Genomic DNA, 23,979 nt, shown 5'->3' with positions numbered 1-23,979 from the left:
GGATCGAGGTGCCGGACGGGGCCGCGCACCCGGTCGGGCCGTAGCCGTACGCGATGAGCTGCGTACGCTGGGCAGTAAGCAGGCCGCGAACACTTGAGCAGGCCGCGAACACTGAGGAGCACCGTTGAGCAGGTTGCGCTGGCTGACCGCGGGGGAATCCCACGGTCCCGCACTCGTCGCGACGCTGGAGGGTCTTCCCGCCGGCGTGCCGATCACCACGGACATGGTGGCGGACCATCTCGCGAGGCGGCGCCTGGGCTATGGGCGCGGTGCCCGGATGAAGTTCGAGCGGGACGAGATCACCTTCCTCGGCGGCGTCCGGCACGGCCTCAGCCTCGGCTCCCCGGTCGCGATCATGGTGGGCAACACCGAGTGGCCGAAGTGGGAACAGGTCATGGCGGCCGACCCGGTCGACCCGGAGATCCTCGACGGCCTCGCCCGCAACGCCCCGCTGACCCGCCCCAGGCCCGGCCACGCCGACCTCGCCGGCATGCAGAAGTACGGGTTCGACGAGGCCCGGCCGATCCTGGAGCGGGCCTCCGCGCGGGAGACCGCGGCCCGGGTGGCCCTCGGCGCGGTGGCCCGGTCGTACCTGAAGGAGACGACCGGCATCGAGATCGTCTCCCACGTGGTGGAGCTCGCGGCCGCGAAGGCGCCGTACGGCGTGTACCCGACGCCGGCGGACGTGGAGAAGCTGGACGCGGACCCGGTGCGCTGCCTGGACGCCGACGCGTCGAAGGCGATGGTCGCCGAGATCGACCAGGCCCACAAGGACGGTGACACCCTCGGCGGCGTGGTCGAGGTGCTGGCGTACGACGTGCCGGTCGGCCTCGGTTCGCACGTGCACTGGGACCGCCGTCTGGACGCCCGCCTGGCCGCCGCCCTGATGGGCATCCAGGCGATCAAGGGAGTCGAGGTCGGCGACGGCTTCGACCTGGCACGGGTCCCCGGCTCCAAGGCGCACGACGAGATCGTCTCGACCGCCGAGGGCATCAAGCGGACGTCCGGCCGCTCCGGCGGCACCGAGGGCGGGCTGTCCACGGGTGAGCTGCTGCGTGTGCGGGCGGCGATGAAGCCGATCGCGACCGTGCCGCGGGCGCTGAAGACGGTGGACGTCGTCACCGGCGAGGCCACTGCCGCCCACCACCAGCGTTCCGACGTGTGCGCGGTGCCGGCCGCCGGTATCGTCGCCGAGGCGATGGTCGCCCTCGTCCTCGCGGACGCGGTCGCGGAGAAGTTCGGCGGCGACAGCGTGGCCGAGACCCGCCGCAACGCCCGCTCCTACCTCGACAACCTGGCCATCCGATGAGCCCGCTGGTCGTGCTGGTCGGCCCGATGGGCGTGGGCAAGTCCACCGTCGGGCAGCTGCTGGCCGAGCGGCTCGGGACCGGCTACCGGGACACCGACGACGACATCGTCGCCGCGCAGGGCCGGACGATCGCCGAGATCTTCGTCGAGGAGGGCGAGTCCGCCTTCCGCGCGATCGAGAAGCAGGCCGTGCGCGAGGCACTGGCCGGGCACGAGGGGGTGCTGGCACTGGGCGGCGGCGCCATCCTCGACCCGGACACCCGCGCGCTGCTCGCCGGGCAGCGGGTGGTGTACCTGTCGATGGACGTCGAGGAGGCGGTCAAGCGCACCGGCCTCAACGCGGCCCGCCCGCTGCTCGCCATCAACCCGCGCAAGCAGTGGCGCGAGCTGATGGAGGCCCGTCGGCACCTCTACGAGGAGGTCGCCGCGGCCGTGGTCGCCACCGACGGCCGCACCCCCGAAGAGGTCACCCGAGCCGCCCTGGACGCACTGGAGTTGAAGGAAGCATGAGTGAGGCAGTGACCCGGATCCAGGTCGGCGGCACGGCGGGCACCGAGCCCTACGAGGTCCTCGTGGGCCGGCAACTACTCGGCGAACTGCCCGGGTTGGTCGGCGACAAGGCCAAGCGGGTCGCGATCGTCCACCCCGAGGCACTGGCCGAGACCGGTGACGCGCTGCGCGCCGACCTGGCCGGGCAGGGCTACGAGGCGGTCGCCGTCCAGGTGCCCAACGCGGAGGAGGCCAAGACCGCCGAGGTCGCCGCCTACTGCTGGAAGGCGCTGGGCCAGTCCGGATTCACGCGCACGGACGTCATCGTCGGCGTCGGCGGCGGCGCGACCACGGACCTGGCCGGGTTCGTGGCCGCCACCTGGCTGCGCGGGGTGCGCTGGATCGCCATCCCGACCACCGTGCTCGCCATGGTCGACGCGGCCGTCGGCGGCAAGACCGGCATCAACACCGCCGAGGGCAAGAACCTCGTCGGTGCCTTCCACCCGCCCGCCGGTGTGCTCTGCGACCTGGCCGCGCTGGACTCCCTCCCGGTCAACGACTACGTCTCCGGACTCGCGGAGGTCATCAAGGCCGGTTTCATCGCCGACCCGGTGATCCTGGACCTCATCGAGTCCGACGCCGAGGCGGCCCGCACCCCGGCCGGTCCGCACACCGCCGAGCTCATCGAGCGCTCCATCCGGGTCAAGGCCGACGTGGTGTCGTCCGACCTGAAGGAGTCGGGCCTGCGCGAGATCCTCAACTACGGCCACACGCTCGGCCACGCCATCGAGAAGAACGAGCGCTACAAGTGGCGGCATGGCGCGGCGGTCTCGGTGGGCATGCACTTCGCCGCCGAACTCGGCCGCCTGGCAGGCCGGTTGGACGACGCAACGGCCGACCGCCACCGGACCATCCTCGAATCGGTCGGGCTGCCCCTGCACTACCGCCACGACCAGTGGCCCAAGCTGCTGGAGACCATGAAGGTCGACAAGAAGTCCCGCGGCGACCTGCTGCGCTTCATCGTCCTCGACGGTCTGGCCAAGCCCACGGTTCTGGAGGGACCCGACCCGGCGGTGCTGCTCGCCGCGTACGGAGAAGTGGGACAGTAAGTCCCTCGGCGCTCCTTCCGCCCGAAATCGCCTTACGGGGTGGGCACTTCGGGCTGGCCCCGGCCGTTCACACAACGACGGCCGGGGGCGGTACCGTTCGGTAGCAGCGGGTTCCGCCCCCGCTGTCAGCGCCCATCGCCTGTACGAGACGGAGTGGCACCGGATGCAGCACGCAGTGGGTTCTCCGCTGCCGCCGCCCCACCAGCCGGGGCACGGACCGGCCGTCGGCTGGTCGCCGGCCGCACATCACCCGGGCCCGCACCACCCGGGTGCGCACCAGGGCTCCGCGCCCGTGCCCCCGGCGCCCGGTTACCCCGCGCCCCCGCCCGGGCCGGCCTCGCCCCCGCCGCACGCCTCCGTTCCTCCGGCGCCGGACACCACCGGCCATGTGCCGCTGCCGCCCGGCGGTCCGGTCGCCATGCCCAGCGCGCCGCCGGCCACGGCGGTCCCCGACCCGGCCGGTACGACGCTCGCGGTGCTGCTCATCGGGCCCGCGGGTGCCGGGAAGACCAGCGTCGCCAAGTACTGGGCGGACCATCGCCGGGTCCCCACGGCGCACATCAGCCTCGACGACGTACGCGAGTGGGTCCGCTCGGGCTTCGCCGACCCCCAGTCCGGGTGGAACGACAACTCCGAGGCGCAGTACCGCCTCGCCCGCCGCACCTGCGGTTTCGCCGCGCGGAACTTCCTGGCCAACGGCATCTCCTGCATCCTCGACGACGCGGTCTTTCCCGACCGGCCCGTCGTCGGGCTCGGCGGCTGGAAGCGGCACGTCGGGCCGGGCTTGCTGCCGGTCGTCCTCCTTCCCGGGCTGGACGTCGTGCTGGAGCGCAACGCGGAGCGCACGGGCAATCGGCGGCTGGCGGACGAGGAGGTCGCCCGTATCCACGGGCGGATGGCCGGGTGGTACGGGTCCGGTCTGCCGATCATCGACAACTCGCAGCTGGATGTTCAGGAGACGGCGCGGGTGCTGGACGATGTGCTGGCTCGGTCTCTTGCGAGTCCGCCGCAGTGGTAGTGGGGGTGCGGTTCCAGCTGCGGGCGGTCGTGCCGCTGGGGCGATGGGGGTCCCCCCTGCTCGAGCGAAGCCGAGAGCTTGGGGGTGGGTGGGCGCAGCGGCACCCCGTCGCGCCGGGCTGCGCAACGCCCCGGCCTCAGCTCCGTCGTCCAGGACACTGAGACGCCGGGCTACGGGGCGGGCGTACCGCCAAGCCCTCGCAGACAACCCCCACTCGGCCCTCCCGACCGGCGACATCCCCCCGGCGCTCGTAGGCTCGGGTCATGTCAGAGGTGTACGCGGCCCGCCGGACGCGTCTGAGGGAATACTGCAACGCGGGCGGCAGCGCGGCGGCGCTGGTCTCCCGCCCCGCCAATGTGCGCTATCTCGCGGGCGCAGCTCCGCACGGCGCCGTTCTGCTGCTGGGCAAGACCGAGGACCTGCTGGTGTGTGCGGGCCCGACGGCCGACCGCGCCACGCAGGAGCGCCCCGACGAGGCCCTGCGCGTACAGACCCTGCCCGCTGCCGGTGGCGGCGACCCGGCCGTCGCGGCCGCCGGCCTCGCCGCAGGACAGGGGGCCGACTCCCTCGCCGTGGAGGAGCACCACCTCACCGTGACGCGGCACCGCGCCCTCGGCTCGGTCGCCCCCCGGCTGCGCCTGGCCAACCTCGGCGGCGCCGTCGAGCAGCTCAGGGTCGTCAAGGACGAGGAGGAGATCTCCTGTCTCCGCATCGGCGCCGAGATCGCCGACCAGGCCCTCGGCGAGCTGCTGGAGTCCATCCTGGTCGGGCGGACCGAGCGCCATCTCGCCCTGGAGCTCGAAAGACGCCTCGTGGATCACGGGGCCGACGGCCCGGCCTTCCCCACTTCCGTCGCCACGGGGCCGAACGCCGGACGCCCCGGGCACCGGCCCACCGACCGGCGTGTGGAGGAGGGCGACTTCCTCTCCGTCTGCCTTGGCGCGACATACCGCGGCTACCGCTGCGAGATCGGCCGGACGTTCGTCATCGGCACCGCTCCCGCGGACTGGCAGATCGAGCTGTACGACCTGGTCTTCGCGGCGCAGCGCGCCGGACGTGAGAGCCTGGTACCCGGCGCCGCCTGCCGGGACATCGACCGCGCCGTCCGCCAGGTCCTGGACTCCGCGGGGTACACGGAGGGCCTCACGGCCCTGACCGGACACGGTGTGGGGCTCGAAATCGATGAGGACCCTCAATTGAGTCCCGCGGCCATGGGTAAACTGGACGCTTGCGTGCCGGTCACCGTCGAACCTGGAATCCACCTCCAGGGACGGGGCGGTGTCCGGATCGATGACACGCTCGTCGTCCGCCCCGAGGCGGATGGCGGACCCGAGCTACTCACCATCACGACCAAGGAGCTGCTCGCCCTGTAGGCAGGTGCGTGCCCCGGGGTCGTACGTCAGTCCAGGAGATTCCGCAACCGTGGCTTCCACGAACGACCTCAAGAACGGCATGGTGCTCAAGCTCGAAGGCGGCCAGCTCTGGTCCGTCGTCGAGTTCCAGCACGTCAAGCCCGGCAAGGGCCCGGCCTTCGTGCGCACCAAGCTCAAGAACGTGCTCTCCGGCAAGGTCGTCGACAAGACCTTCAACGCCGGCGTCAAGGTCGAAACGGCCACCGTCGACAAGCGCGACATGCAGTTCTCCTACATGGACGGCGACTACTTCGTCTTCATGGACATGGAGACCTACGACCAGCTCATGGTCGACCGCAAGGCCGTCGGCGACGCCGCCAACTTCCTCGTCGAGGGCTTCACGGCCACGGTCGCCCAGCACGAGGGCGAGGTGCTCTTCGTCGAGTTGCCGGCCGCCGTCGAGCTGACCGTCCAGGAGACCGAGCCGGGTGTCCAGGGCGACCGCTCCACCGGCGGCACCAAGCCCGCCACGCTGGAGACCGGCCACCAGATCCAGGTCCCGCTCTTCATCACCACCGGTGAGAAGATCAAGGTCGACACCCGCACCAGCGACTACCTCGGCCGGGTGAACAGCTAACCGTGGCTGCCCGCAACACGGCCCGCAAGCGCGCCTTCCAGATCCTCTTCGAGGGCGACCAGCGCGGCGCCGAGGTCCTCACGGTCCTCGCCGACTGGGTCCGGCTCTCCCGGGCCGACACCCGGCAGCCGCCGGTGAGCGAGTACACGATGGAGCTGGTCGAGGGCTACGCGCAGCACGCGAAGCGCATCGACGAGCTGATCGCCCAGTACTCGGTCGGCTGGACGCTCGACCGGATGCCGGTCGTCGACCGCAACATCCTGCGGCTCGGCGCCTATGAGCTGATCTGGGTCGACGGGACCCCGGACGCCGTCGTCCTCGACGAGATGGTGCAGCTGGCGAAGGAGTTCTCCACGGACGAGTCGCCCTCGTTCGTGAACGGCCTGCTCGGACGGCTGAAGGAGCTCAAGCCCTCGCTCCGCCGCGACGAGGTCTGAGACAGACAGACGGAACGCCGGAGGGCCCGCAGCGTGACTGCTGCGGGCCCTCCGGCGTTCCCGTACCGTCGAGGGCTTCCAGGCCCTCAGAACGCCGCCGGGGTGGCCGAAACCATATGGTTTCGGCCACCCCGGCGGCACGTTTCTGCTGTCCCCCCGAAGTGGTCAGCCCTCCTCGTGGGTCGCCACCGCGCGACGCGCGTCCGCGTCCAGGACACCCCAGCTGATCAGCTGCTCGGTGAGGACCGAAGGCGACTGGTCGTAGATGACGGCGAGTGTGCGCAGGTCGTCCTGGCGGATCGAGAGCACCTTGCCGTTGTAGTCACCGCGCTGCGACTGGATCGTGGCCGCGTAGCGCTGAAGGGGGCCCGCCTTCTCGGCCGGCACCGTGGCCAGCCGCTCAAGGTCCAGGACCAGCTTCGGCGGCGGCTCGGCGGCGCCGCCAGGGGTGGTGCCCGGAAGCAGCTCCTGCACCGGAACGCCGTAGAAATCCGCCAGCTCGGCAAGGCGCTGCACGGTCACGGCACGGTCGCCGCGCTCGTACGAACCGACCACGACCGCCTTCCAGCGTCCCTGGGACTTCTCCTCGACACCGTGGAGGGAAAGGCCCTGCTGGGTGCGGATCGCCCGGAGCTTGGCCCCGAGCTGTTTGGCGTATTCGCTGGACATATAGCTCCCCGGCACTGTGTCGACGCGTCTGGCGTGGCTGCCAGGCCGCGCGGCTGGTAACTCACTGTGAGGTTACGCAGCGTTACTCTGCCGCGTCAAGCCGAATGGTCCGCACCGACTCTTCCGTGGTATCGGCACTCTGTTGGGCCGAGTGGGTGATCCGAGGGGGCTGTCCGGGTGACGGTGAGGGCCTGCTACCGTGGATGGCGCAATCCCGACGTCCTTTAAGGTCCGTCCCGTGAGGCGGAGAAGGAGGTCCGTTTCGTATGGACACGCACGACTCGCAGTCCGATGCCCGGCCCGTTCTCGAAGGGCCCGACATCGCGCGGGTACTGACCCGCATCGCCCACGAGATCGTCGAACGCGCAAAGGGCGCCGACGACGTGGTGCTCCTCGGCATTCCGACCCGGGGCGTCTTCCTCGCCCGGCGGATCGCCGACAAGCTCGAGCAGATCACCGAGCGCAAGGTTCCGTGCGGCTCGCTCGACATCACCATGTACCGCGACGACCTGCGCATGCACCCGCCGCGTGCGCTGGCCCGCACCGAGATCCCCGGTGACGGCATCGACGGCAAGCTGGTCGTCCTCGTCGACGACGTCCTCTTCTCCGGCCGCACCATCCGCGCCGCCCTCGACGCCATGAACGACATCGGGCGCCCGCGTGCGGTGCAGCTCGCGGTCCTCGTCGACCGCGGTCACCGCGAACTGCCCATCCGCGCCGACTACGTCGGCAAGAACCTCCCCACGTCGTTGCGGGAGACGGTCAAGGTCCAGCTCGCCGAGGAGGACGGTCGCGACACCGTACTGCTCGGTGCCAAGCAGGACGCTCAGTAGCGCTTCAGGCGTACGCCGCTGTCGTACGCCGGCTCAGTGCGCGCACTCGCGCCGCCCGTCTGCCCCGATTCTCCCGTTTGAACTGCCTTACGGAGCCTGACAGATGCAGCGTCATCTCATCTCGGCCGCCGACCTCACCCGCGACGACGCCGTCCTGATCCTCGACACCGCCGAGGAAATGGCCCGGGTCGCCGACCGGCCGATCAAGAAGCTGCCGACCCTGCGCGGCCGCACCATCGTCAACCTCTTCTTCGAGGACTCCACCCGGACCCGGATCTCCTTCGAGGCCGCCGAGAAGCGGCTCTCCGCGGACGTCATCAACTTCTCCGCCAAGGGTTCGAGCGTGTCCAAGGGTGAGTCCCTGAAGGACACCGCACAGACGCTGGAGGCCATGGGCGTCGACGCCGTGGTCATCCGGCACGGCGCCTCGGGGGCCCCGTACCGGCTGGCGAACTCCGGCTGGATCGACGCGGTCGTCGTCAACGCCGGCGACGGCACCCACCAGCACCCCACCCAGGCTCTGCTGGACGCCTTCACCATGCGCCGCCGCCTGATCGGCCCGGACGCCGGGATCGGCCAGGACCTGGAAGGCAAGCGCATCACCATCGTCGGCGACGTCCTGCACAGCCGGGTCGCCCGCTCCAACGTCGACCTGCTGCACACCCTCGGCGCCGAGGTCACCCTCGTCGCCCCGCCGACCCTGCTGCCGGTCGGTATCGAGACCTGGCCCTGCGAGGTGTCCTACGACCTCGACAGCACGCTGCCCAAGTCCGACGCGGTGATGATGCTGCGCGTCCAGCGCGAGCGGATGAACGCCGCTTTCTTCCCGACCGAGCGCGAGTACTCCCGGCGCTACGGCCTCGACGGCGACCGCATGGCGCGGATGCCCGAGCACGCCGTCGTGATGCACCCCGGCCCCATGGTCCGCGGCATGGAGATCACCGCCGAGGTCGCCGACTCCGACCGCTGCACCGTCGTGGAGCAGGTCGCGAACGGAGTCTCCATCCGGATGGCCGTCCTGTACCTGCTGCTCGGCGGAAACGAGCCCGCCGTCACCCAGACCCGTACCGAGGAGAAGTAAGACCGATGAGCAAGATCCTGATCCGTGGTGCGAAGGTGCTGGGCGGTGAGCCGCAGGACGTGCTGATCGACGGCGGGACCATCGCCGCCACCGCCCGGCAGGGCGAAATCGACTGGAGCGGCAGCGGTCCGTCCGCCGAGGGCGCCGAGGTCGTCGAGGCCGAGGGCAAGGTGCTGCTGCCGGGCCTGGTCGACCTGCACACGCATCTGCGCGAGCCGGGCCGTGAGGACTCCGAGACCGTCCTCACCGGCACCCGGGCCGCGGCCTCCGGCGGCTACACCACCGTGTTCGCCATGGCCAACACCTTCCCGGTCGCCGACACCGCCGGCGTGGTCGAGCAGGTCTGGCGGCTCGGCAAGGAGCACGGCTACTGCGACGTCCAGCCGATCGGTGCCGTCACCGTCGGCCTGGAGGGCAGGAAGCTCGCCGAGCTGGGCGCCATGCACGAGTCGGCCGCCGGGGTCACCGTCTTCTCCGACGACGGCAAGTGCGTCCACGACGCCGTGATCATGCGCCGGGCCCTGGAGTACGTGAAGGCCTTCGGCGGTGTCGTCGCGCAGCACGCGCAGGAGCCGCGGCTGACCGAGGGCGCCGAGATGAACGAGGGCGTCGTCTCCGCCGAGCTGGGGCTCGGGGGCTGGCCCGCGGTGGCCGAAGAATCGATCATCGCCCGGGATGTCCTGCTCGCCGACCACGTCGGCTCCCGCGTCCACATCTGCCACCTGTCGACCGCCGGGTCCGTCGAGATCGTCCGCTGGGCCAAGTCCCGCGGCATCGCCGTCACCGCCGAGGTCACCCCGCACCACCTGCTCCTCACCGACGAGCTGGTCCGCACGTACAACCCCGTCTACAAGGTCAACCCGCCGCTGCGCACAGAGCGCGACGTGATGGCCCTGCGCGAGGCGCTCGCCGACGGCACGATCGACATCGTCGCCACCGACCACGCCCCGCATCCGCACGAGGACAAGGACTGCGAGTGGGCCGCGGCCGCCATGGGCATGGTCGGCCTGGAGACCGCATTGTCAGTGGTGCAGGAGACCATGGTCGACACGGGCCTGCTGGACTGGGCCGGCGTCGCCGACCGCATGTCCTTCAAGCCCGCGCAGATCGGACAGGCCAAGGGGCACGGCCGTCCCGTCTCGGCAGGTGAGCCCGCCAACCTCACCCTCGTCGACACGGCATACCGTGGCCCTGTGGACCCCGCGGGCTTCGCCTCGCGCAGCCGCAACACCCCCTACGAGGGGCGTGAGCTGCCGGGCCGTGTGACGCACACGTGGCTGCGGGGCAAGGCCACGCTCGTCGACGGGAAGCTCACGTGACACCTGTACTCCTCCTGGCCGCCGAGAAGGAATCGGCGCAAGTGACCGACTGGGCCGCCCGCATCGGCTGGGTCGTCGGCCTCGCCCTGTTCGTCGCGCTCGTCTACTGGCTGATGCGCGAAGGCTGGAAGTGGCGCGGCACCCTCCAGGGCGACCTGCCCGAGCTGCCAACCACCCCGGACGACCCGGGACCGGCGTGCCTGACGATGAGCGGCCGCTACCACGGCTCCACCACCGCAGGACAGTGGCTCGACCGCATCGTCGCGCAGGGTCTGGGCACCCGCAGCCGCGCCGAGCTCACGCTCACGGACGCCGGACTGGACGTCGTGCGCCCCGGGGCGAGCGACTTCTTCGTCCCGGCCGCACAGCTGCGCGAGGCCCGGCTCGACAAAGGCATCGCGGGCAAAGTGCTCACCGAGGGCGGCCTGCTCGTCGTCACCTGGGAGCACGGCGACCGGCTGATCGACTCCGGCTTCCGCTCCGACCACGCGGCCGAGCACAACGAGTGGGTCGAGGCCATCAACTCCATGATCGAAACGAACAGCAGGGAAGGCGCCGAACGATGACGACCTCCACCAGGGGAGCTGCCAAGACTCCCGCCGTACTCGTCCTGGAGGACGGCCGGGTCTTCCGCGGCCGTGCCTACGGGGCCGTGGGGGAGACCTTCGGCGAAGCGGTGTTCTCCACGGGCATGACCGGCTACCAGGAGACCCTCACCGACCCGTCGTACCACCGCCAGGTCGTGGTGATGACGGCACCGCACGTCGGCAACACCGGCGTCAACGACGAGGACCCCGAGTCCCAGCGCATCTGGGTCTCCGGGTACGTCGTGCGCGACCCCGCGCGCGTGCCGTCCAACTGGCGCTCCCGGCGCTCGCTGGACGAGGAGCTGGCGGCGCAGGGCGTGGTCGGCATCTCCGGCATCGACACTCGCGCCCTCACGCGTCACCTGCGCGAGCGCGGCGCGATGCGCGTCGGCATCTTCAGCGGCGACGCCGTCCGGGACGACAGCGCACTCCTCGCGCGCGTGCAGGAAGCACCGCAGATGAAGGGCGCGAACCTCTCCGCCGAGGTCGCCACCACCGAGCCGTACGTCGTCCCCGCGATCGGCGAGAAGAAGTTCACCGTCGCCGCCGTCGACCTCGGCATCAAGGGCATGACCCCGCACCGCATGGCCGAGCGCGGCATCGAGGTGCACGTGCTCCCGGCGACCGCGACCGTCGAGGACGTCTACGCGGTGAACCCGGACGGCGTGTTCTTCTCCAACGGCCCGGGCGACCCGGCCACCGCCGACCACCCCGTCTCCGTCATGCGGGGCGTCCTGGAGCGCGGCACTCCGCTCTTCGGTATCTGCTTCGGCAACCAGATCCTGGGCCGCGCGCTCGGCTTCGGCACCTACAAGCTGAAGTACGGCCACCGCGGCATCAACCAGCCGGTGCAGGACCGTACGACCGGCAAGGTCGAGGTCACCGCGCACAACCACGGCTTCGCCGTCGACGCCCCGCTCGACCAGGTCTCCGAGACCCCGTTCGGCCGCGCCGAGGTGTCGCACGTCTGCCTGAACGACAACGTGGTGGAGGGGCTCCAGCTCCTCGACCGCCCCGCCTTCAGCGTCCAGTACCACCCCGAAGCGGCAGCCGGCCCGCACGACGCCGCCTACCTGTTCGACCGCTTCGTATCCCTGATGGAGGGCCAGCGTGCCTAAGCGCACCGATATCCAGTCCGTCCTGGTCATCGGCTCCGGCCCGATCGTCATCGGCCAGGCCGCCGAGTTCGACTACTCCGGCACCCAGGCGTGCCGGGTCCTGAAGGCCGAGGGCCTGCGGGTCGTCCTGGTGAACTCCAACCCGGCGACGATCATGACCGACCCGGAGATCGCCGACGCCACCTACGTCGAGCCCATCACCCCCGAGTTCGTCGAGAAGATCATCGCCAAGGAGCGCCCGGACGCGCTGCTGCCCACCCTGGGCGGTCAGACGGCCCTCAACACCGCGATCTCGCTGCACGAGAACGGCGTCCTGGACAAGTACGGCGTCGAGCTGATCGGCGCCAACGTCGAGGCGATCCACAAGGGCGAGGACCGCGACCAGTTCAAGGAGGTCGTGGAGGAGGTCCGCAAGAAGATCGGCCACGGCGAGTCCGCCCGGTCCTACATCTGCCACTCCATGGACGACGTCCTCAAGGGCGTCGAGGAGCTCGGCGGCTACCCGGTCGTCGTCCGCCCGTCCTTCACCATGGGCGGCGCCGGCTCCGGCTTCGCCCACGACGAGGAGGAGCTGCGCCGCATCGCCGGGCAGGGCCTCACGCTCTCGCCGACCACCGAGGTGCTCCTGGAGGAGTCCATCCTCGGCTGGAAGGAGTACGAGCTGGAGCTGATGCGCGACAAGCACGACAACGTCGTGGTCGTCTGCTCCATCGAGAACTTCGACCCCATGGGCGTGCACACCGGTGACTCGATCACCGTCGCCCCGGCGATGACCCTCACCGACCGCGAGTACCAGACCCTCCGCGACATCGGCATCGCCGTCATCCGCGAGGTCGGCGTCGACACGGGCGGCTGCAACATCCAGTTCGCCGTCAACCCCGAAGACGGCCGCGTCATCGTCATCGAGATGAACCCGCGCGTGTCCCGCTCCTCGGCGCTCGCCTCCAAGGCCACCGGCTTCCCGATCGCCAAGATCGCCGCGAAGCTGGCCGTCGGCTACACCCTCGACGAGATCCCGAACGACATCACGCAGGAGACGCCCGCCTCCTTCGAGCCGACGCTCGACTACGTGGTCGTGAAGGCCCCGCGCTTCGCCTTCGAGAAGTTCCCGAGCGCGGACTCCACCCTCACCACCACCATGAAGTCGGTCGGCGAGGCCATGGCCATCGGCCGCAACTTCACCGAGGCCTTCCAGAAGGCCCTGCGCTCGCTGGAGAAGAAGGGCAGCCAGTTCACCTTCGTCGGCGAGCCCGGCGACAAGGACGAGCTGCTGCGCGAGGCGGTCCGCCCCACCGACGGCCGGATCAACACCGTCATGCAGGCCATCCGCGCGGGCGCCACCCCCGAGGAGATCTTCGCGTACACGAAGATCGACCCCTGGTTCGTCGACCAGCTCTTCCTGATCAAGGAGATCGCGGACGAGCTCGCGGCCTCCGACGAGCTCACGCCCGACCTGCTCGCCGAGGCCAAGCGGCACGGCTTCTCCGACCAGCAGATCGGCGAGATCCGCGGCCTGCGCGAGGACGTCGTCCGCGAGGTCCGGCACGCGCTGGGCATCCGCCCGGTCTACAAGACGGTCGACACCTGCGCCGCCGAGTTCGCCGCGAAGACGCCGTACTTCTACTCCTCCTACGACGAGGAGACCGAGGTCGCGCCCCGCGAGAAGCCGGCCGTCATCATCCTGGGCTCCGGCCCGAACCGCATCGGCCAGGGCATCGAGTTCGACTACTCCTGCGTCCACGCCTCCTTCGCGCTGAGCGACGCGGGCTACGAGACGGTGATGGTCAACTGCAACCCGGAGACCGTCTCCACGGACTACGACACCTCCGACCGCCTGTACTTCGAGCCGCTGACGCTCGAAGACGTACTGGAGATCGTCCACGCCGAGCAGCAGGCCGGCCCGGTCGCGGGCGTCATCGTCCAGCTCGGCGGCCAGACCCCGCTGGGCCTGTCGCAGGCGCTGAAGGACAACGGCGTGCCCATCGTCGGCACCTCCCCGGAGGCCATCCACGCCGCCGAGGACCGCGGCGCCTTCGGCCGGGTCCTGAAGGAGGCCGGCCTCCCGGCCCCCAAGCACGGCACGGCCACCACCTTCGCCGAGGCCAAGGCCATCGCCGACGAGATCGGCTACCCGGTCCTGGTGCGTCCCTCGTACGTCCTCGGCGGGCGCGGCATGGAGATCGTCTACGACGAGACGCGCCTGGAGGCGTACATCGCCGAGTCGACGGAGATCAGCCCGTCCCGTCCGGTCCTGGTCGACCGGTTCCTGGACGACGCGATCGAGATCGACGTCGACGCGCTCTACGACGGTCAGGAGCTGTACCTGGGCGGCGTCATGGAGCACATCGAGGAGGCCGGCATCCACTCCGGCGACTCGGCGTGCGCCCTGCCCCCGATCACCCTCGGCGGCTTCGACATCAAGCGCCTGCGCGCCTCCACGGAGGGCATCGCGAAGGGCGTCGGGGTGCGCGGCCTGATCAACATCCAGTTCGCGCTCGCGGGTGACATCCTCTACGTCCTGGAGGCCAATCCGCGCGCCTCGCGCACCGTTCCCTTCACCTCGAAGGCGACCGCGGTGCCGCTGGCCAAGGCCGCCGCCCGGATCTCGCTGGGCGCCACGATCGCCGAGCTGCGCGCCGAGGGCCTGCTGCCGGCCAGTGGCGACGGCGGCGAGCTGCCGTTCGACGCGCCGATCTCCGTCAAGGAGGCCGTCATGCCGTGGTCGCGCTTCCGCGACATCCACGGCCGCGGCGTCGACACGGTCCTCGGCCCGGAGATGCGCTCCACCGGCGAGGTCATGGGCATCGACTCCGTCTTCGGCACGGCGTACGCCAAGTCGCAGGCGGGCGCCTACGGCCCGCTGCCCACCAAGGGCCGCGCGTTCATCTCGGTCGCCAACCGCGACAAGCGCTCGATGATCTTCCCGGCCCGTGAGCTGGTCGCGCACGGCTTCGAGCTGCTCGCCACCTCCGGCACGGCCGAGGTCCTCAAGCGCAACGGCATCAACGCCACGATCGTGCGCAAGCAGTCCGAGGGCACCGGCCCGAACGGTGAGAAGACCATCGTCCAGCTCATCCACGACGGCGAGGTCGACCTCATCGTCAACACCCCGTACGGCACCGGCGGCCGCCTCGACGGCTACGACATCCGTACGGCGGCCGTGGCACGCTCCGTGCCCTGTCTGACGACGGTCCAGGCGCTCGCGGCGGCGGTCCAGGGCATCGACGCCCTCAACCGCGGCGACGTGAGCGTCCGATCGCTCCAGGAACACGCGGAACACCTGATCGCGGCCCGCGACTAGCAGCCCCGAGGGGGACACCGGAAACGGTGTCCCCCTCTGCGTGAGGACGCCATGTCTTCGTGAGGACATCATGTACAAGATCTTTTTCAGTCTGCTCTTCAAGCGGATGGACCCGGAGCGGGCCCACCACCTCGCCTTCCGCTGGATCCGGCTGGCCGCCCGTGTCCCCGTGTTGCGCACCTTCCTCGCGGCCGCCCTCGCGCCCCGCCACAAGGAGCTGCGCACGGAGGCCTTCGGGCTGCGCATGCACGGCCCCTTCGGGCTCGCCGCGGGCTTCGACAAGAACGCCGTCGGCATCGACGGCATGGCGATGCTCGGCTTCGACCACGTCGAGATCGGCACGGTCACCGGCGAGCCCCAGCCCGGCAATCCCAAGCAGCGGCTGTTCCGGCTGGTCAAGGACCGGGCGCTGATCAACCGGATGGGCTTCAACAACGACGGATCGCTCCGCGTCGCCGCCCGCCTGGCCTCCCGGACGCCCGTCTTCAAGACCGTCGTCGGCGTCAACATCGGCAAGACCAAGGTCGTACCCGAGGAGGAGGCCGTCGCGGACTACGTGAAGTCCGCCGAGCGGCTGGCGCCCTACGCCGACTACCTCGTGGTCAACGTCTCCTCCCCGAACACGCCCGGTCTGCGCAACCTCCAGGCCACACAGGCGCTCCGCCCCCTGCTGAGCGCCGTCCGCGAGGCCGCCGACCGCACGCGGTCCGCGCGGCGCGTCCCGCTCCTGGTCAAGATCGCGCCGGACCTCGCCGACGAGGACATCGACGCCATCGCCGACCTCGCCGTGGAACTCGGCCTGGACGGCATCATCGCCACGAACACCACCATCGCCCGCGAAGGGCTCGGCCTGAGGTCCGACCCCTCCCTGGTCAAGGAGGCCGGCGGTCTGTCGGGCGCGCCCCTGAAGGAACGCTCCCTGGAGGTCCTGCGCCGCCTCTACGCGCGCGTGGGCGACCGGATCACCCTGGTGGGCGTCGGCGGCATCGAGAACGCCGAGGACGCCTGGCAGCGCATCCTGGCCGGTGCCACGCTGGTGCAGGGCTACAGCGCCTTCGTCTACGAGGGGCCCTTCTGGGGCCGCGCGATGCACAAGGGGCTCGTGGCGCGCCTGCGCACCAGTCCGTACGCCACGCTCGCCGACGCGGTGGGCGCCGACGTGAGGAAGACGGCATGAGTGGTCTCGAGCCCTTCGGCGCGCGCCTGCGTCGCGCCATGGACGAGCGCGGTCCGCTCTGCGTCGGCATCGACCCGCACGCCTCCCTGCTCGCCGAGTGGGGCCTGAACGACGACGTGGCGGGCCTGGAACGGTTCAGCCGCACGGTCGTCGAGGCGGTGGCGGACCGGATCGCCGTGCTCAAGCCGCAGAGCGCCTTCTTCGAGCGGTTCGGCTCGCGCGGCGTCGCCGTCCTGGAGAAGTCGGTGGCCGAGGCGCGGGCCGCGGGCGCGCTGGTCGTGATGGATGCCAAGCGCGGCGACATCGGATCGACCATGGCCGCGTACGCCGAGTCCTTCCTGCACCCGGACGCACCGCTGTTCTCCGACGCGCTGACCGTCTCGCCCTTCCTCGGCTACGGCTCGCTGAGCCCGGCCGTCGCGCTGGCGCGGGAGAGCGGCGCCGGCCTGTTCGTGCTGGCGCTGACCTCCAACCCCGAAGGCGGCGAGGTCCAGCACGCCGTGCGCTCCGACGGTCAGAACATCGGAGCGACCATGCTCGCGCACCTGTCCGCCGAGAACACGGGAGAGGAGCCCCTCGGCTCCTTCGGCGCGGTCGTCGGCGCGACCCTCGGCGACCTGTCGTCGTACGACCTGGACATCAACGGCCCGCTCCTCGCGCCCGGCATCGGCGCCCAGGGTGCGACGCCGGCCGATCTGCCCCGGGTCTTCGGTGCGGCAGTGCGCAACGTCGTGCCGAACGTCAGCCGGGGAGTGCTACGCCACGGTCCCGACGCGGTCGCGCTGCGTGACGCCGCGGAGCGCGTCGCGGAGGAGATCCGTCACGCCGTGACCTCCTCCTGACCTTCTCCTGACCTCCTCCGGAGACCTCCGATGAGTGTTCCGGGGCGCGCTTGAGTCTGAATACATCCTCAAATCCGGGGCAGTATGTCCTAAATGTCCGTTCAGACGAAGGCTGACCAGGACTTTTCCGCTGTTCTCGCTGACTCTGGCGGACTTGCCCGCTAGTCTCCGACGAGAGTGAACGGGCAAGCGTGTTGCTCGTAGCTCCCCAGGTGTGGGGCGACTAGGTTCCTCACCGGTCCGTATCCGACAGTTCGACATCCGAGGTGACGTAGGCGTGGCTCTTCCGCCCCTTACCCCTGAACAGCGCGCAGCCGCGCTCGAAAAGGCCGCCGCGGCTCGCCGGGAGCGGGCCGAGGTCAAGAATCGACTCAAGCACTCCGGCGCCTCCCTTCACGAGGTCATCAAGCAGGGCCAGGAGAACGACGTCATCGGCAAGATGAAGGTCTCCGCCCTCCTCGAGTCCCTGCCGGGCGTGGGCAAGGTCCGCGCCAAGCAGATCATGGAGCGACTCGGTATCTCCGAGAGCCGTCGCGTGCGCGGTCTCGGTTCCAACCAGATCGCATCGCTGGAGCGCGAGTTCGGCAGCACCGGCTCCTGAACCGGGCACTCCGGGGAAGCGAGTCCCGGGCACTCCGGGATTGCTGGATAATCGCTGCATGAGTGAACGTCCGCGGCTGACCGTGCTCTCCGGCCCTTCCGGGGTCGGCAAGAGCACGGTCGTCGCCCATATGCGCAAGGAACACCCCGAGGTCTGGCTCTCGGTGTCGGCGACGACCCGCAAGCCCCGCCCCGGCGAGAAGCACGGAGTCCACTACTTCTTCGTCACCGACGAGGAGATGGACAAGCTGATCGCCAACGGCGAACTGCTGGAGTGGGCCGAGTTCGCCGGCAACCGCTACGGCACGCCGCGTGCGGCCGTGCAGGAGCGCCTGGAGAAGGGCGAGCCCGTACTCCTCGAGATCGACCTCCAGGGTGCCCGCCTGGTCCGGGAGTCGATGCCCGAGGCCCAGCTGGTGTTCCTGGCTCCCCCTTCCTGGGAGGAGCTGGTGCGCAGACTCACCGGGCGGGGCACCGAACCGCCCGAGGTCATCGAGCGTCGGCTTCAGGCGGCGAAGACCGAACTGGCCGCCGAGCCGGAGTTCGATACGACCCTGGTCAACACCTCCGTCGAGGACGTGGCTCGTGAGCTGCTAGCCTTGGTGGACGTCGTGTGACCATCGCTGATCGTTTCCGGGTCTCGCTGATCACCCCGACAGAATCTTTCCCATCCATCGGAAGGTAGAGCGTGTCCTCTTCCATCTCCGCGCCCGAGGGCATCATCAACCCGCCGATCGACGAGCTCCTCGAGGCCACCGACTCGAAGTACAGCCTCGTGATCTACGCGGCCAAGCGGGCCCGCCAGATCAACGCGTACTACTCGCAGCTCGGCGAGGGTCTCCTCGAGTACGTCGGTCCTCTCGTCGACACCCACGTCCACGAGAAGCCGCTCTCGATCGCCCTTCGCGAGATCAACGCGGGGCTGCTGACGTCCGAGGCCGTCGAGGGCCCGGCGCAGTAAGTGCTATTTACAGCTTGACGCTGACTTTTCCACAGGCCCGGCAGGCCGACTGCCGGGCCTGTGGTGTGTCATGGAGTCGTACGTTGTGCCGGTTGCCGAGGTCCGGGGAGAGACGTGGACAAGCCGAAGGTCGTTCTGGGGGTCAGTGGCGGCATCGCCGCGTACAAGGCCTGTGAGCTGCTGCGGCGGCTGACGGAGTCGGGCCATGACGTGCGCGTGGTGCCCACCGCCTCCGCGCTGCACTTCGTCGGCGCCGCCACCTGGTCCGCGCTCTCCGGGAACCCGGTCTCCACCGAGGTGTGGGACGACGTCCACGAGGTCCCGCACGTCCGCATCGGACAGCACGCCGACCTGGTCGTCGTCGCCCCCGCCACCGCCGACACGCTCGCCAAGGCGGCCCACGGCCTCGCCGACGACCTCCTCACCAACACCCTGCTCACCGCCCGCTGCCCGGTCGTCTTCGCCCCCGCCATGCACACGGAGATGTGGGAGCACCCGGCCACCCAGGAGAACGTGGCGACGCTGCGCCGCCGCGGCGCCCTCGTCATCGAACCGGCCGTGGGCCGCCTCACCGGCGTCGACACCGGCAAGGGCCGGCTGCCCGACCCGGGCGAGATCTTCGAGGTCTGCCGCCGGGTGCTGGCTCGGGGCGTGACCGAGCCCGACCTGAAGGGCCGGCATGTCGTGGTCAGCGCCGGCGGCACCCGCGAGCCCCTGGACCCGGTCCGGTTCCTCGGTAACCGCTCCTCCGGGAAGCAGGGCTACGCCCTCGCCCGCACCGCGGCCGCCCGCGGCGCCCGTGTCACGCTGATCGCGGCCAACAGCGCCCTGCCCGACCCGGCCGGCGTGGACGTCGTCCCCGTCGGCACCGCCGTGCAGCTGCGCGAGGCGGTGCTGAAGGCGTCCGCCGACGCCGACGCGGTGGTCATGGCGGCGGCGGTGGCGGACTTCCGCCCGGCGGTGTACGCGGCCGGGAAGATCAAGAAGAAGGACGACCAGGAGCCGGAGCCGATCACCCTGGTGCGGAATCCGGACATCCTCGCGGAGATCTCCGCCGACCGCGCGCGCCCCGGGCAGGTGATCGTCGGCTTCGCGGCGGAGACCGACGACGTGCTCGCCAACGGCCGCGCGAAACTGAAGCGCAAGGGCTGCGATCTGCTGGTGGTGAACGAGGTCGGGGAGAGCAGAACGTTCGGCTCCGAGGAGAACGAGGCCGTCGTCCTCGGCGCCGACGGCAGCGAGACCGCGGTGCCGCACGGCCCCAAGGAAGCCCTGGCCGAAACCGTATGGAGCCTGGTGGTCGAGCGCCTTCGCTGATGTTCCAGCCGCCCCGCACCCCAGCGAAACCGGCCGATCGTGGCGTGGCGCCTCTGGCCAACGCAGCACGCCATTGGGCAGAATGCCTGTGCCGCAGGTCACAGCACTCCCGAGTGTCGAGACAGGGGGACCGTGGCCGAAGCGTGACCGATAAACTGTTCCACGGACGGCGCCGGGTGCAGCCCCCGCCGTCCGCCAATGATCAGCCAGCAGCCGCTGCAACCACAGGGAGCGTTGTGTCCCGTCGCCTGTTCACCTCGGAGTCCGTGACCGAGGGTCACCCCGACAAGATCGCTGACCAGATCAGCGACACCATTCTCGACGCGTTGCTCCGCGAGGACCCGACCTCCCGGGTCGCCGTCGAAACCCTGATCACGACCGGCCTCGTGCACGTGGCCGGTGAGGTCACGACCAAGGCGTACGCGGACATCGCGACGCTGGTCCGGAGCAAGATCCTCGAAATCGGCTACGACTCCTCGAAGAAGGGCTTCGACGGCGCCTCCTGCGGCGTCTCCGTGTCGATCGGCGCGCAGTCCCCGGACATCGCCCAGGGCGTGGACACGGCTTACGAGTCCCGTGTCGAGGGCGACGAGGACGAGCTCGACAAGCAGGGCGCGGGCGACCAGGGCCTGATGTTCGGCTACGCGACGGACGAGACGCCGACGCTGATGCCGCTGCCGATCTTCCTGGCGCACCGCCTGTCGAAGCGCCTGTCCGACGTGCGCAAGAACGGCACGATCCCCTACCTGCGCCCGGACGGCAAGACGCAGGTCACCATCGAGTACGACGGTGACAAGGCGGTCCGCCTCGACACCGTCGTGGTCTCCTCCCAGCACGCCTCCGACATCGACCTGGACTCGCTCCTGGCTCCGGACATCAAGGAGTTCGTCGTCGAGCCGGAGCTCAAGGCGCTGCTCGACGAGGGCATCAAGCTCGACACGGAGAACTACCGCCTGCTGGTCAACCCCACCGGCCGCTTCGAGATCGGCGGCCCGATGGGTGACGCGGGCCTGACCGGCCGCAAGATCATCATCGACACCTACGGCGGCATGGCCCGTCACGGCGGCGGCGCCTTCTCCGGCAAGGACCCGTCCAAGGTCGACCGCTCCGCGGCGTACGCGATGCGCTGGGTCGCGAAGAACGTGGTCGCCGCGGGTCTCGCCACCCGTTGCGAGGTCCAGGTGGCGTACGCCATCGGCAAGGCCGAGCCGGTCGGTCTGTTCGTCGAGACCTTCGGCACCGCCAAGATCGACACGGACAAGATCGAGAAGGCGATCGACGAGGTCTTCGACCTCCGTCCGGCCGCCATCATCCGCGACCTCGACCTGCTCCGCCCGATCTACTCCCAGACCGCCGCGTACGGGCACTTCGGCCGCGAGCTTCCCGAGTTCACCTGGGAGCGGACGGACCGCGTGGACGCCCTGCGCAAGGCCGTGGGGCTGTAAGTCCCCACAAGACGGCGGGGCCGTAGGCCCGACGCCGCCGCGGTACCTCGCGAGGCCCGGCACCCTTCGGGGCGCCGGGCCTCGTCGTGCGTCCGGTGCGTGGGCGACGGGCCTACGGCCCCGCCGGATGTCAGTGGCGTTTGGTAAGAATGCAAGCGTGAGCAGCGAGAACGAACAGGCGGGCGGCGGCGCGGAGGGTGCACCGCCCGAGCAGCTCGCGCTCATCCGGGAGAGTGTGCGGAAGGCCAAGACGCCCCGGGCCAAGCCGCGGACCTGGCGGGGGGCCGCGCTCGCCAAGGAACTGCCCGTCGCGCGGGTGCTCGTCGACAAGGGCGTGCTCCACCTCGACCGGTACTTCGACTACGCCGTGCCCGAGGAGCTGGACGAGCAGGCCCAGCCGGGCGTGCGGGTGCGGGTGCGGTTCGGAGCCGGGCGGCACCGGGTGAGGGAAGGACGGCGCGAGGGCGGCGGCCTGATCGACGGGTTCCTCGTCGAGCGGCTGCCCGAGTCCGACTACTCGGGGCCGCTGGCCGCCCTCGCCCAGGTCGTGTCGCCCGAGCGGGTGCTGAGCGAGGAACTGCTGGGACTGTCCCGGGCGGTCGCCGACCGGTACGCGGGCAGCCTCGCCGACGTCCTGCAACTCGCCGTGCCGCCGCGCAACGCCCGGGCCGAGCAGCGCCCCTCGCCCGCACCGCTGCCGCCGCCCCCGGCGCCGGAAGCGGGCTCCTGGCAGCGGTACGAGCGGGGAGCGGCCTTCCTGGAGTCGCTGGCCTCCGGCGGCGCGCCACGGGCCGTGTGGAACGCGCTGCCCGGCCCGGAGTGGAGCGAGGATATCGCCCGGGCCGTCGTGGCGACGCTGGCCTCCGGTCGCGGGGCCCTCGCCCTCCTGCCCGACGGGCGGGCGGTCGCGCGGGTCGACGCTGCCCTGACCGCCCTGCTGGGGGAGGGGCGGCATGCGGTGCTCACCGCCGACGCGGGGCCCGAGAAGCGGTACGCGCAGTGGCTCGCGGTCCGGCGGGGCTCCGTACGGGCCGTGATCGGGACCCGGGCCGCGATGTTCGCACCGGTCCAGGATCTCGGGCTCGTGGCCATCTGGGACGACGGGGACGACAGCCACAGCGAGCAGCACGCCCCGCAGCCCCACGCGCGTGAGGTGCTGCTGCTGCGGGCCGCCCAGGACAAGTGCGGCTTCCTGCTGGGCAGCTGGGGCTGCACGGTGGAGGCCGCGCAGCTCGTCGAGACCGGGTGGGCGCGCCCGCTGGTCGCCGGGCGTGAGCAGGTGCGCGCCGCCGCTCCGCTCGTCCGCACTGTCGGGGACGGGGACCTCGCGCGGGACGAGGCCGCCCGGGCCGCCCGGCTGCCGACCCTCGCCTGGCAGGTCGTCCGCGAGGGGCTGCGGCACGGTCCGGTGCTGGTGCAGGTGCCCCGGCGGGGATACGTGCCGCGCATGGCGTGCGCCAACTGCCGGGCGCCCGCGCGGTGCCGGCAGTGCTCCGGGCCGCTGGAAACGCGGGACGGCGGTGCGTTGTGCTGCGCGTGGTGCGGCCGTGAGGAGGGCGGCTGGCACTGCCCGGAGTGCGGTGCCTTCCGGCTGCGCGCCTCGGTGGTGGGTGCGCGGCGGACCGCCGAGGAACTCGGACGGGCCTTCCCCGCCGTTCCGGTGCGGACCTCCGGTCGTGAACACGTGCTCGACACGGTGCCGGGGGCGCCCGCGCTGGTGGTGAGCACGCCGGGGGCCGAGCCCGTCGCCGAGGGCGGGTACGCGGCGGCGCTGCTGCTGGACGGGTGGGCCATGCTCGGGCGGCCCGATCTGCGGGCCGGGGAGGACGCGCTGCGGCGGTGGATCGCGGCCGGCTCCCTCGTCCGGCCGCAGCCGGCCGGCGGCACCGTGGTGGTCGTGGCCGAGCCGACGCTGCGGCCCGTCCAGGCGCTCGTACGGTGGGACCCCGTCGGTCACGCGGTGCGGGAACTCGCCGAGCGGGCCGAGCTGGGGTTCCCGCCCGTGTCGCGGATGGCGGCCGTGTCGGGGCCGGCGGAAGCGGTGGCGGAGTTTCTCCGTGCGGCCGAACTGCCGCGGGAAGCCGAGGTGCTGGGGCCGGTGCCGTTGCCCGTGGCCGCAGCGGGGCGACCGCGGCGGCCGGGGGCGCCGCCGCCCGGGGTGCAGTGGCTAAGGGCGCTGATCCGGGTGCCGCCGGGGAAGGGCGCCGCGCTGGCCGCCGCGCTGAAGGCCGCGCAGGCCGCGCGGATGGCTCGGGGGAGTGGCGGCGGGAGTGGGGTCTGGGTGCGGATCGATCCGGCCGACATCGGGTGAGCCGTTGCCGGAGGTCCGGCGGGGGGCGGTTCGGTTCGGAGGGACGGCAGTCTTCCGGCACGGCGGCG

At 71.1% G+C, this 23,979-nt stretch carries 22 protein-coding genes; 21 read left to right on the top strand and 1 reads right to left on the bottom strand.

Features of this window, described 5'->3' with window-relative positions; all coding sequences use genetic code 11:
• Window positions 1-124 precede the first annotated feature (124 nt).
• The 7 genes from aroC to nusB all read left to right on the top strand — a co-directional run bounded on the left by aroC (window position 125) and on the right by nusB (window position 6,350).
• Window positions 125-1,309: a chorismate synthase gene (gene aroC / locus V8690_RS06925; RefSeq protein WP_338776501.1), complete on the top strand. Its 1,185-nt coding sequence runs from the start codon at window positions 125-127 to the stop codon at window positions 1,307-1,309.
• Window positions 1,306-1,818 carry a shikimate kinase gene (locus V8690_RS06920; protein WP_338776499.1) on the top strand — a complete coding sequence of 171 codons (513 nt, stop codon included), beginning with the start codon at window positions 1,306-1,308 and terminating at the stop codon, window positions 1,816-1,818. Before aroC ends, V8690_RS06920 begins: the two co-directional genes overlap by 4 nt.
• Window positions 1,815-2,906, top strand: a complete 1,092-nt coding sequence (aroB, locus tag V8690_RS06915; RefSeq protein WP_338776497.1) for a 3-dehydroquinate synthase — start codon at window positions 1,815-1,817, stop codon at window positions 2,904-2,906. The genes V8690_RS06920 and aroB overlap by 4 nt, the downstream gene beginning before the upstream one ends.
• A 163-nt stretch (window positions 2,907-3,069) precedes the next feature.
• On the top strand, window positions 3,070-3,924 hold the full coding sequence (locus V8690_RS06910; protein WP_338776495.1) for a Pro-rich N-terminal domain-containing protein: 855 nt from the start codon (window positions 3,070-3,072) through the stop codon (window positions 3,922-3,924).
• A 263-nt stretch (window positions 3,925-4,187) separates the two neighbouring features.
• A complete protein-coding gene (locus V8690_RS06905; protein ID WP_338776493.1) occupies window positions 4,188-5,297 on the top strand; it encodes an aminopeptidase P family protein in 1,110 nt (369 codons plus the stop codon).
• A 49-nt stretch (window positions 5,298-5,346) separates the two neighbouring features.
• A complete protein-coding gene (efp, locus tag V8690_RS06900) occupies window positions 5,347-5,913 on the top strand; it encodes an elongation factor P (protein ID WP_059420847.1) in 567 nt (188 codons plus the stop codon).
• Between the two features lie 2 nt (window positions 5,914-5,915).
• The gene (nusB, locus tag V8690_RS06895; protein ID WP_338776491.1) at window positions 5,916-6,350 is read left to right on the top strand and encodes a transcription antitermination factor NusB; all 435 of its coding nucleotides are present in this window, start codon (window positions 5,916-5,918) and stop codon (window positions 6,348-6,350) included.
• 165 nt (window positions 6,351-6,515) lie between these two features.
• On the opposite strand, the gene bldD is transcribed toward nusB, so the two are convergent.
• Window positions 6,516-7,019: a transcriptional regulator BldD gene (bldD, locus tag V8690_RS06890; RefSeq protein WP_010046440.1), complete on the bottom strand. Its 504-nt coding sequence runs from the start codon at window positions 7,017-7,019 to the stop codon at window positions 6,516-6,518.
• Between the two features lie 266 nt (window positions 7,020-7,285).
• Here bldD and pyrR point away from each other — a divergent pair, with 266 nt between their 5' ends.
• The 14 genes from pyrR to V8690_RS06820 all read left to right on the top strand — a co-directional run bounded on the left by pyrR (window position 7,286) and on the right by V8690_RS06820 (window position 23,911).
• A complete protein-coding gene (pyrR, locus tag V8690_RS06885; RefSeq protein WP_338776490.1) occupies window positions 7,286-7,852 on the top strand; it encodes a bifunctional pyr operon transcriptional regulator/uracil phosphoribosyltransferase PyrR in 567 nt (188 codons plus the stop codon).
• A gap of 103 nt (window positions 7,853-7,955) precedes the next feature.
• On the top strand, window positions 7,956-8,933 hold the full coding sequence (locus V8690_RS06880; protein ID WP_338776488.1) for an aspartate carbamoyltransferase catalytic subunit: 978 nt from the start codon (window positions 7,956-7,958) through the stop codon (window positions 8,931-8,933).
• 5 nt (window positions 8,934-8,938) lie between these two features.
• Window positions 8,939-10,252 carry a dihydroorotase gene (locus V8690_RS06875; protein WP_338776486.1) on the top strand — a complete coding sequence of 438 codons (1,314 nt, stop codon included), beginning with the start codon at window positions 8,939-8,941 and terminating at the stop codon, window positions 10,250-10,252.
• Window positions 10,249-10,818 (top strand): hypothetical protein, encoded by a 570-nt coding sequence (locus V8690_RS06870; RefSeq protein WP_338776485.1) that lies wholly within the window; start codon window positions 10,249-10,251, stop codon window positions 10,816-10,818. The genes V8690_RS06875 and V8690_RS06870 overlap by 4 nt, the downstream gene beginning before the upstream one ends.
• The gene (carA, locus tag V8690_RS06865; RefSeq protein WP_338776484.1) at window positions 10,815-11,957 is read left to right on the top strand and encodes a glutamine-hydrolyzing carbamoyl-phosphate synthase small subunit; all 1,143 of its coding nucleotides are present in this window, start codon (window positions 10,815-10,817) and stop codon (window positions 11,955-11,957) included. The genes V8690_RS06870 and carA overlap by 4 nt, the downstream gene beginning before the upstream one ends.
• A complete protein-coding gene (gene carB, locus V8690_RS06860) occupies window positions 11,950-15,258 on the top strand; it encodes a carbamoyl-phosphate synthase large subunit (RefSeq protein WP_338776483.1) in 3,309 nt (1,102 codons plus the stop codon). The genes carA and carB overlap by 8 nt, the downstream gene beginning before the upstream one ends.
• Before the next feature lie 70 nt (window positions 15,259-15,328).
• On the top strand, window positions 15,329-16,435 hold the full coding sequence (locus V8690_RS06855) for a quinone-dependent dihydroorotate dehydrogenase (RefSeq protein WP_338776482.1): 1,107 nt from the start codon (window positions 15,329-15,331) through the stop codon (window positions 16,433-16,435).
• A complete protein-coding gene (gene pyrF / locus V8690_RS06850) occupies window positions 16,432-17,277 on the top strand; it encodes an orotidine-5'-phosphate decarboxylase (RefSeq protein ID WP_338776480.1) in 846 nt (281 codons plus the stop codon). The genes V8690_RS06855 and pyrF overlap by 4 nt, the downstream gene beginning before the upstream one ends.
• 277 nt (window positions 17,278-17,554) lie before the next feature.
• Complete coding sequence (locus V8690_RS06845; protein ID WP_003977346.1) at window positions 17,555-17,878, top strand: integration host factor; 324 nt, start codon at window positions 17,555-17,557, stop codon at window positions 17,876-17,878.
• Between the two features lie 58 nt (window positions 17,879-17,936).
• The gene (gene gmk, locus V8690_RS06840; protein ID WP_338776478.1) at window positions 17,937-18,494 is read left to right on the top strand and encodes a guanylate kinase; all 558 of its coding nucleotides are present in this window, start codon (window positions 17,937-17,939) and stop codon (window positions 18,492-18,494) included.
• Window positions 18,495-18,565: 71 nt separating this feature from the next.
• Window positions 18,566-18,838, top strand: a complete 273-nt coding sequence (rpoZ, locus tag V8690_RS06835; protein WP_003988945.1) for a DNA-directed RNA polymerase subunit omega — start codon at window positions 18,566-18,568, stop codon at window positions 18,836-18,838.
• Window positions 18,839-18,952: 114 nt separating this feature from the next.
• Window positions 18,953-20,155: a bifunctional phosphopantothenoylcysteine decarboxylase/phosphopantothenate--cysteine ligase CoaBC gene (gene coaBC / locus V8690_RS06830; protein WP_338776476.1), complete on the top strand. Its 1,203-nt coding sequence runs from the start codon at window positions 18,953-18,955 to the stop codon at window positions 20,153-20,155.
• 236 nt (window positions 20,156-20,391) lie between these two features.
• Window positions 20,392-21,600: a methionine adenosyltransferase gene (metK, locus tag V8690_RS06825; protein ID WP_338776474.1), complete on the top strand. Its 1,209-nt coding sequence runs from the start codon at window positions 20,392-20,394 to the stop codon at window positions 21,598-21,600.
• 157 nt (window positions 21,601-21,757) lie between these two features.
• Complete coding sequence (locus V8690_RS06820; RefSeq protein ID WP_338776472.1) at window positions 21,758-23,911, top strand: primosomal protein N'; 2,154 nt, start codon at window positions 21,758-21,760, stop codon at window positions 23,909-23,911.
• Window positions 23,912-23,979: the final 68 nt, after the last annotated feature.

This window comes from Streptomyces sp. DG1A-41 (assembly GCF_037055355.1).
In the GTDB taxonomy this organism is placed as follows: Bacteria; Actinomycetota; Actinomycetes; order Streptomycetales; family Streptomycetaceae; genus Streptomyces.
The sequence above is the reverse complement of the archived record's forward strand: the minus strand, read 5'-3'. Positions and strand labels throughout refer to the sequence as shown.

Excerpts from the sequence above, each read along its gene's own strand:
- V8690_RS06920 (WP_338776499.1), top strand. The coding sequence starts at position 1,306 with ATGAGCCCGCTGGTCGTGCTGGTCGGCCCGATGGGCGTGGGCAAGTCC.
- aroB (WP_338776497.1), top strand. The coding sequence starts at position 1,815 with ATGAGTGAGGCAGTGACCCGGATCCAGGTCGGCGGCACGGCGGGCACC.
- V8690_RS06910 (WP_338776495.1), top strand. The coding sequence starts at position 3,070 with ATGCAGCACGCAGTGGGTTCTCCGCTGCCGCCGCCCCACCAGCCGGGG.
- V8690_RS06905 (WP_338776493.1), top strand. The coding sequence starts at position 4,188 with ATGTCAGAGGTGTACGCGGCCCGCCGGACGCGTCTGAGGGAATACTGC.
- bldD (WP_010046440.1), bottom strand. The coding sequence starts at position 7,019 with ATGTCCAGCGAATACGCCAAACAGCTCGGGGCCAAGCTCCGGGCGATC.
- pyrR (WP_338776490.1), top strand. The coding sequence starts at position 7,286 with ATGGACACGCACGACTCGCAGTCCGATGCCCGGCCCGTTCTCGAAGGG.
- V8690_RS06880 (WP_338776488.1), top strand. The coding sequence starts at position 7,956 with ATGCAGCGTCATCTCATCTCGGCCGCCGACCTCACCCGCGACGACGCC.
- V8690_RS06875 (WP_338776486.1), top strand. The coding sequence starts at position 8,939 with ATGAGCAAGATCCTGATCCGTGGTGCGAAGGTGCTGGGCGGTGAGCCG.
- carA (WP_338776484.1), top strand. The coding sequence starts at position 10,815 with ATGACGACCTCCACCAGGGGAGCTGCCAAGACTCCCGCCGTACTCGTC.
- V8690_RS06855 (WP_338776482.1), top strand. The coding sequence starts at position 15,329 with ATGTACAAGATCTTTTTCAGTCTGCTCTTCAAGCGGATGGACCCGGAG.
- pyrF (WP_338776480.1), top strand. The coding sequence starts at position 16,432 with ATGAGTGGTCTCGAGCCCTTCGGCGCGCGCCTGCGTCGCGCCATGGAC.
- gmk (WP_338776478.1), top strand. The coding sequence starts at position 17,937 with ATGAGTGAACGTCCGCGGCTGACCGTGCTCTCCGGCCCTTCCGGGGTC.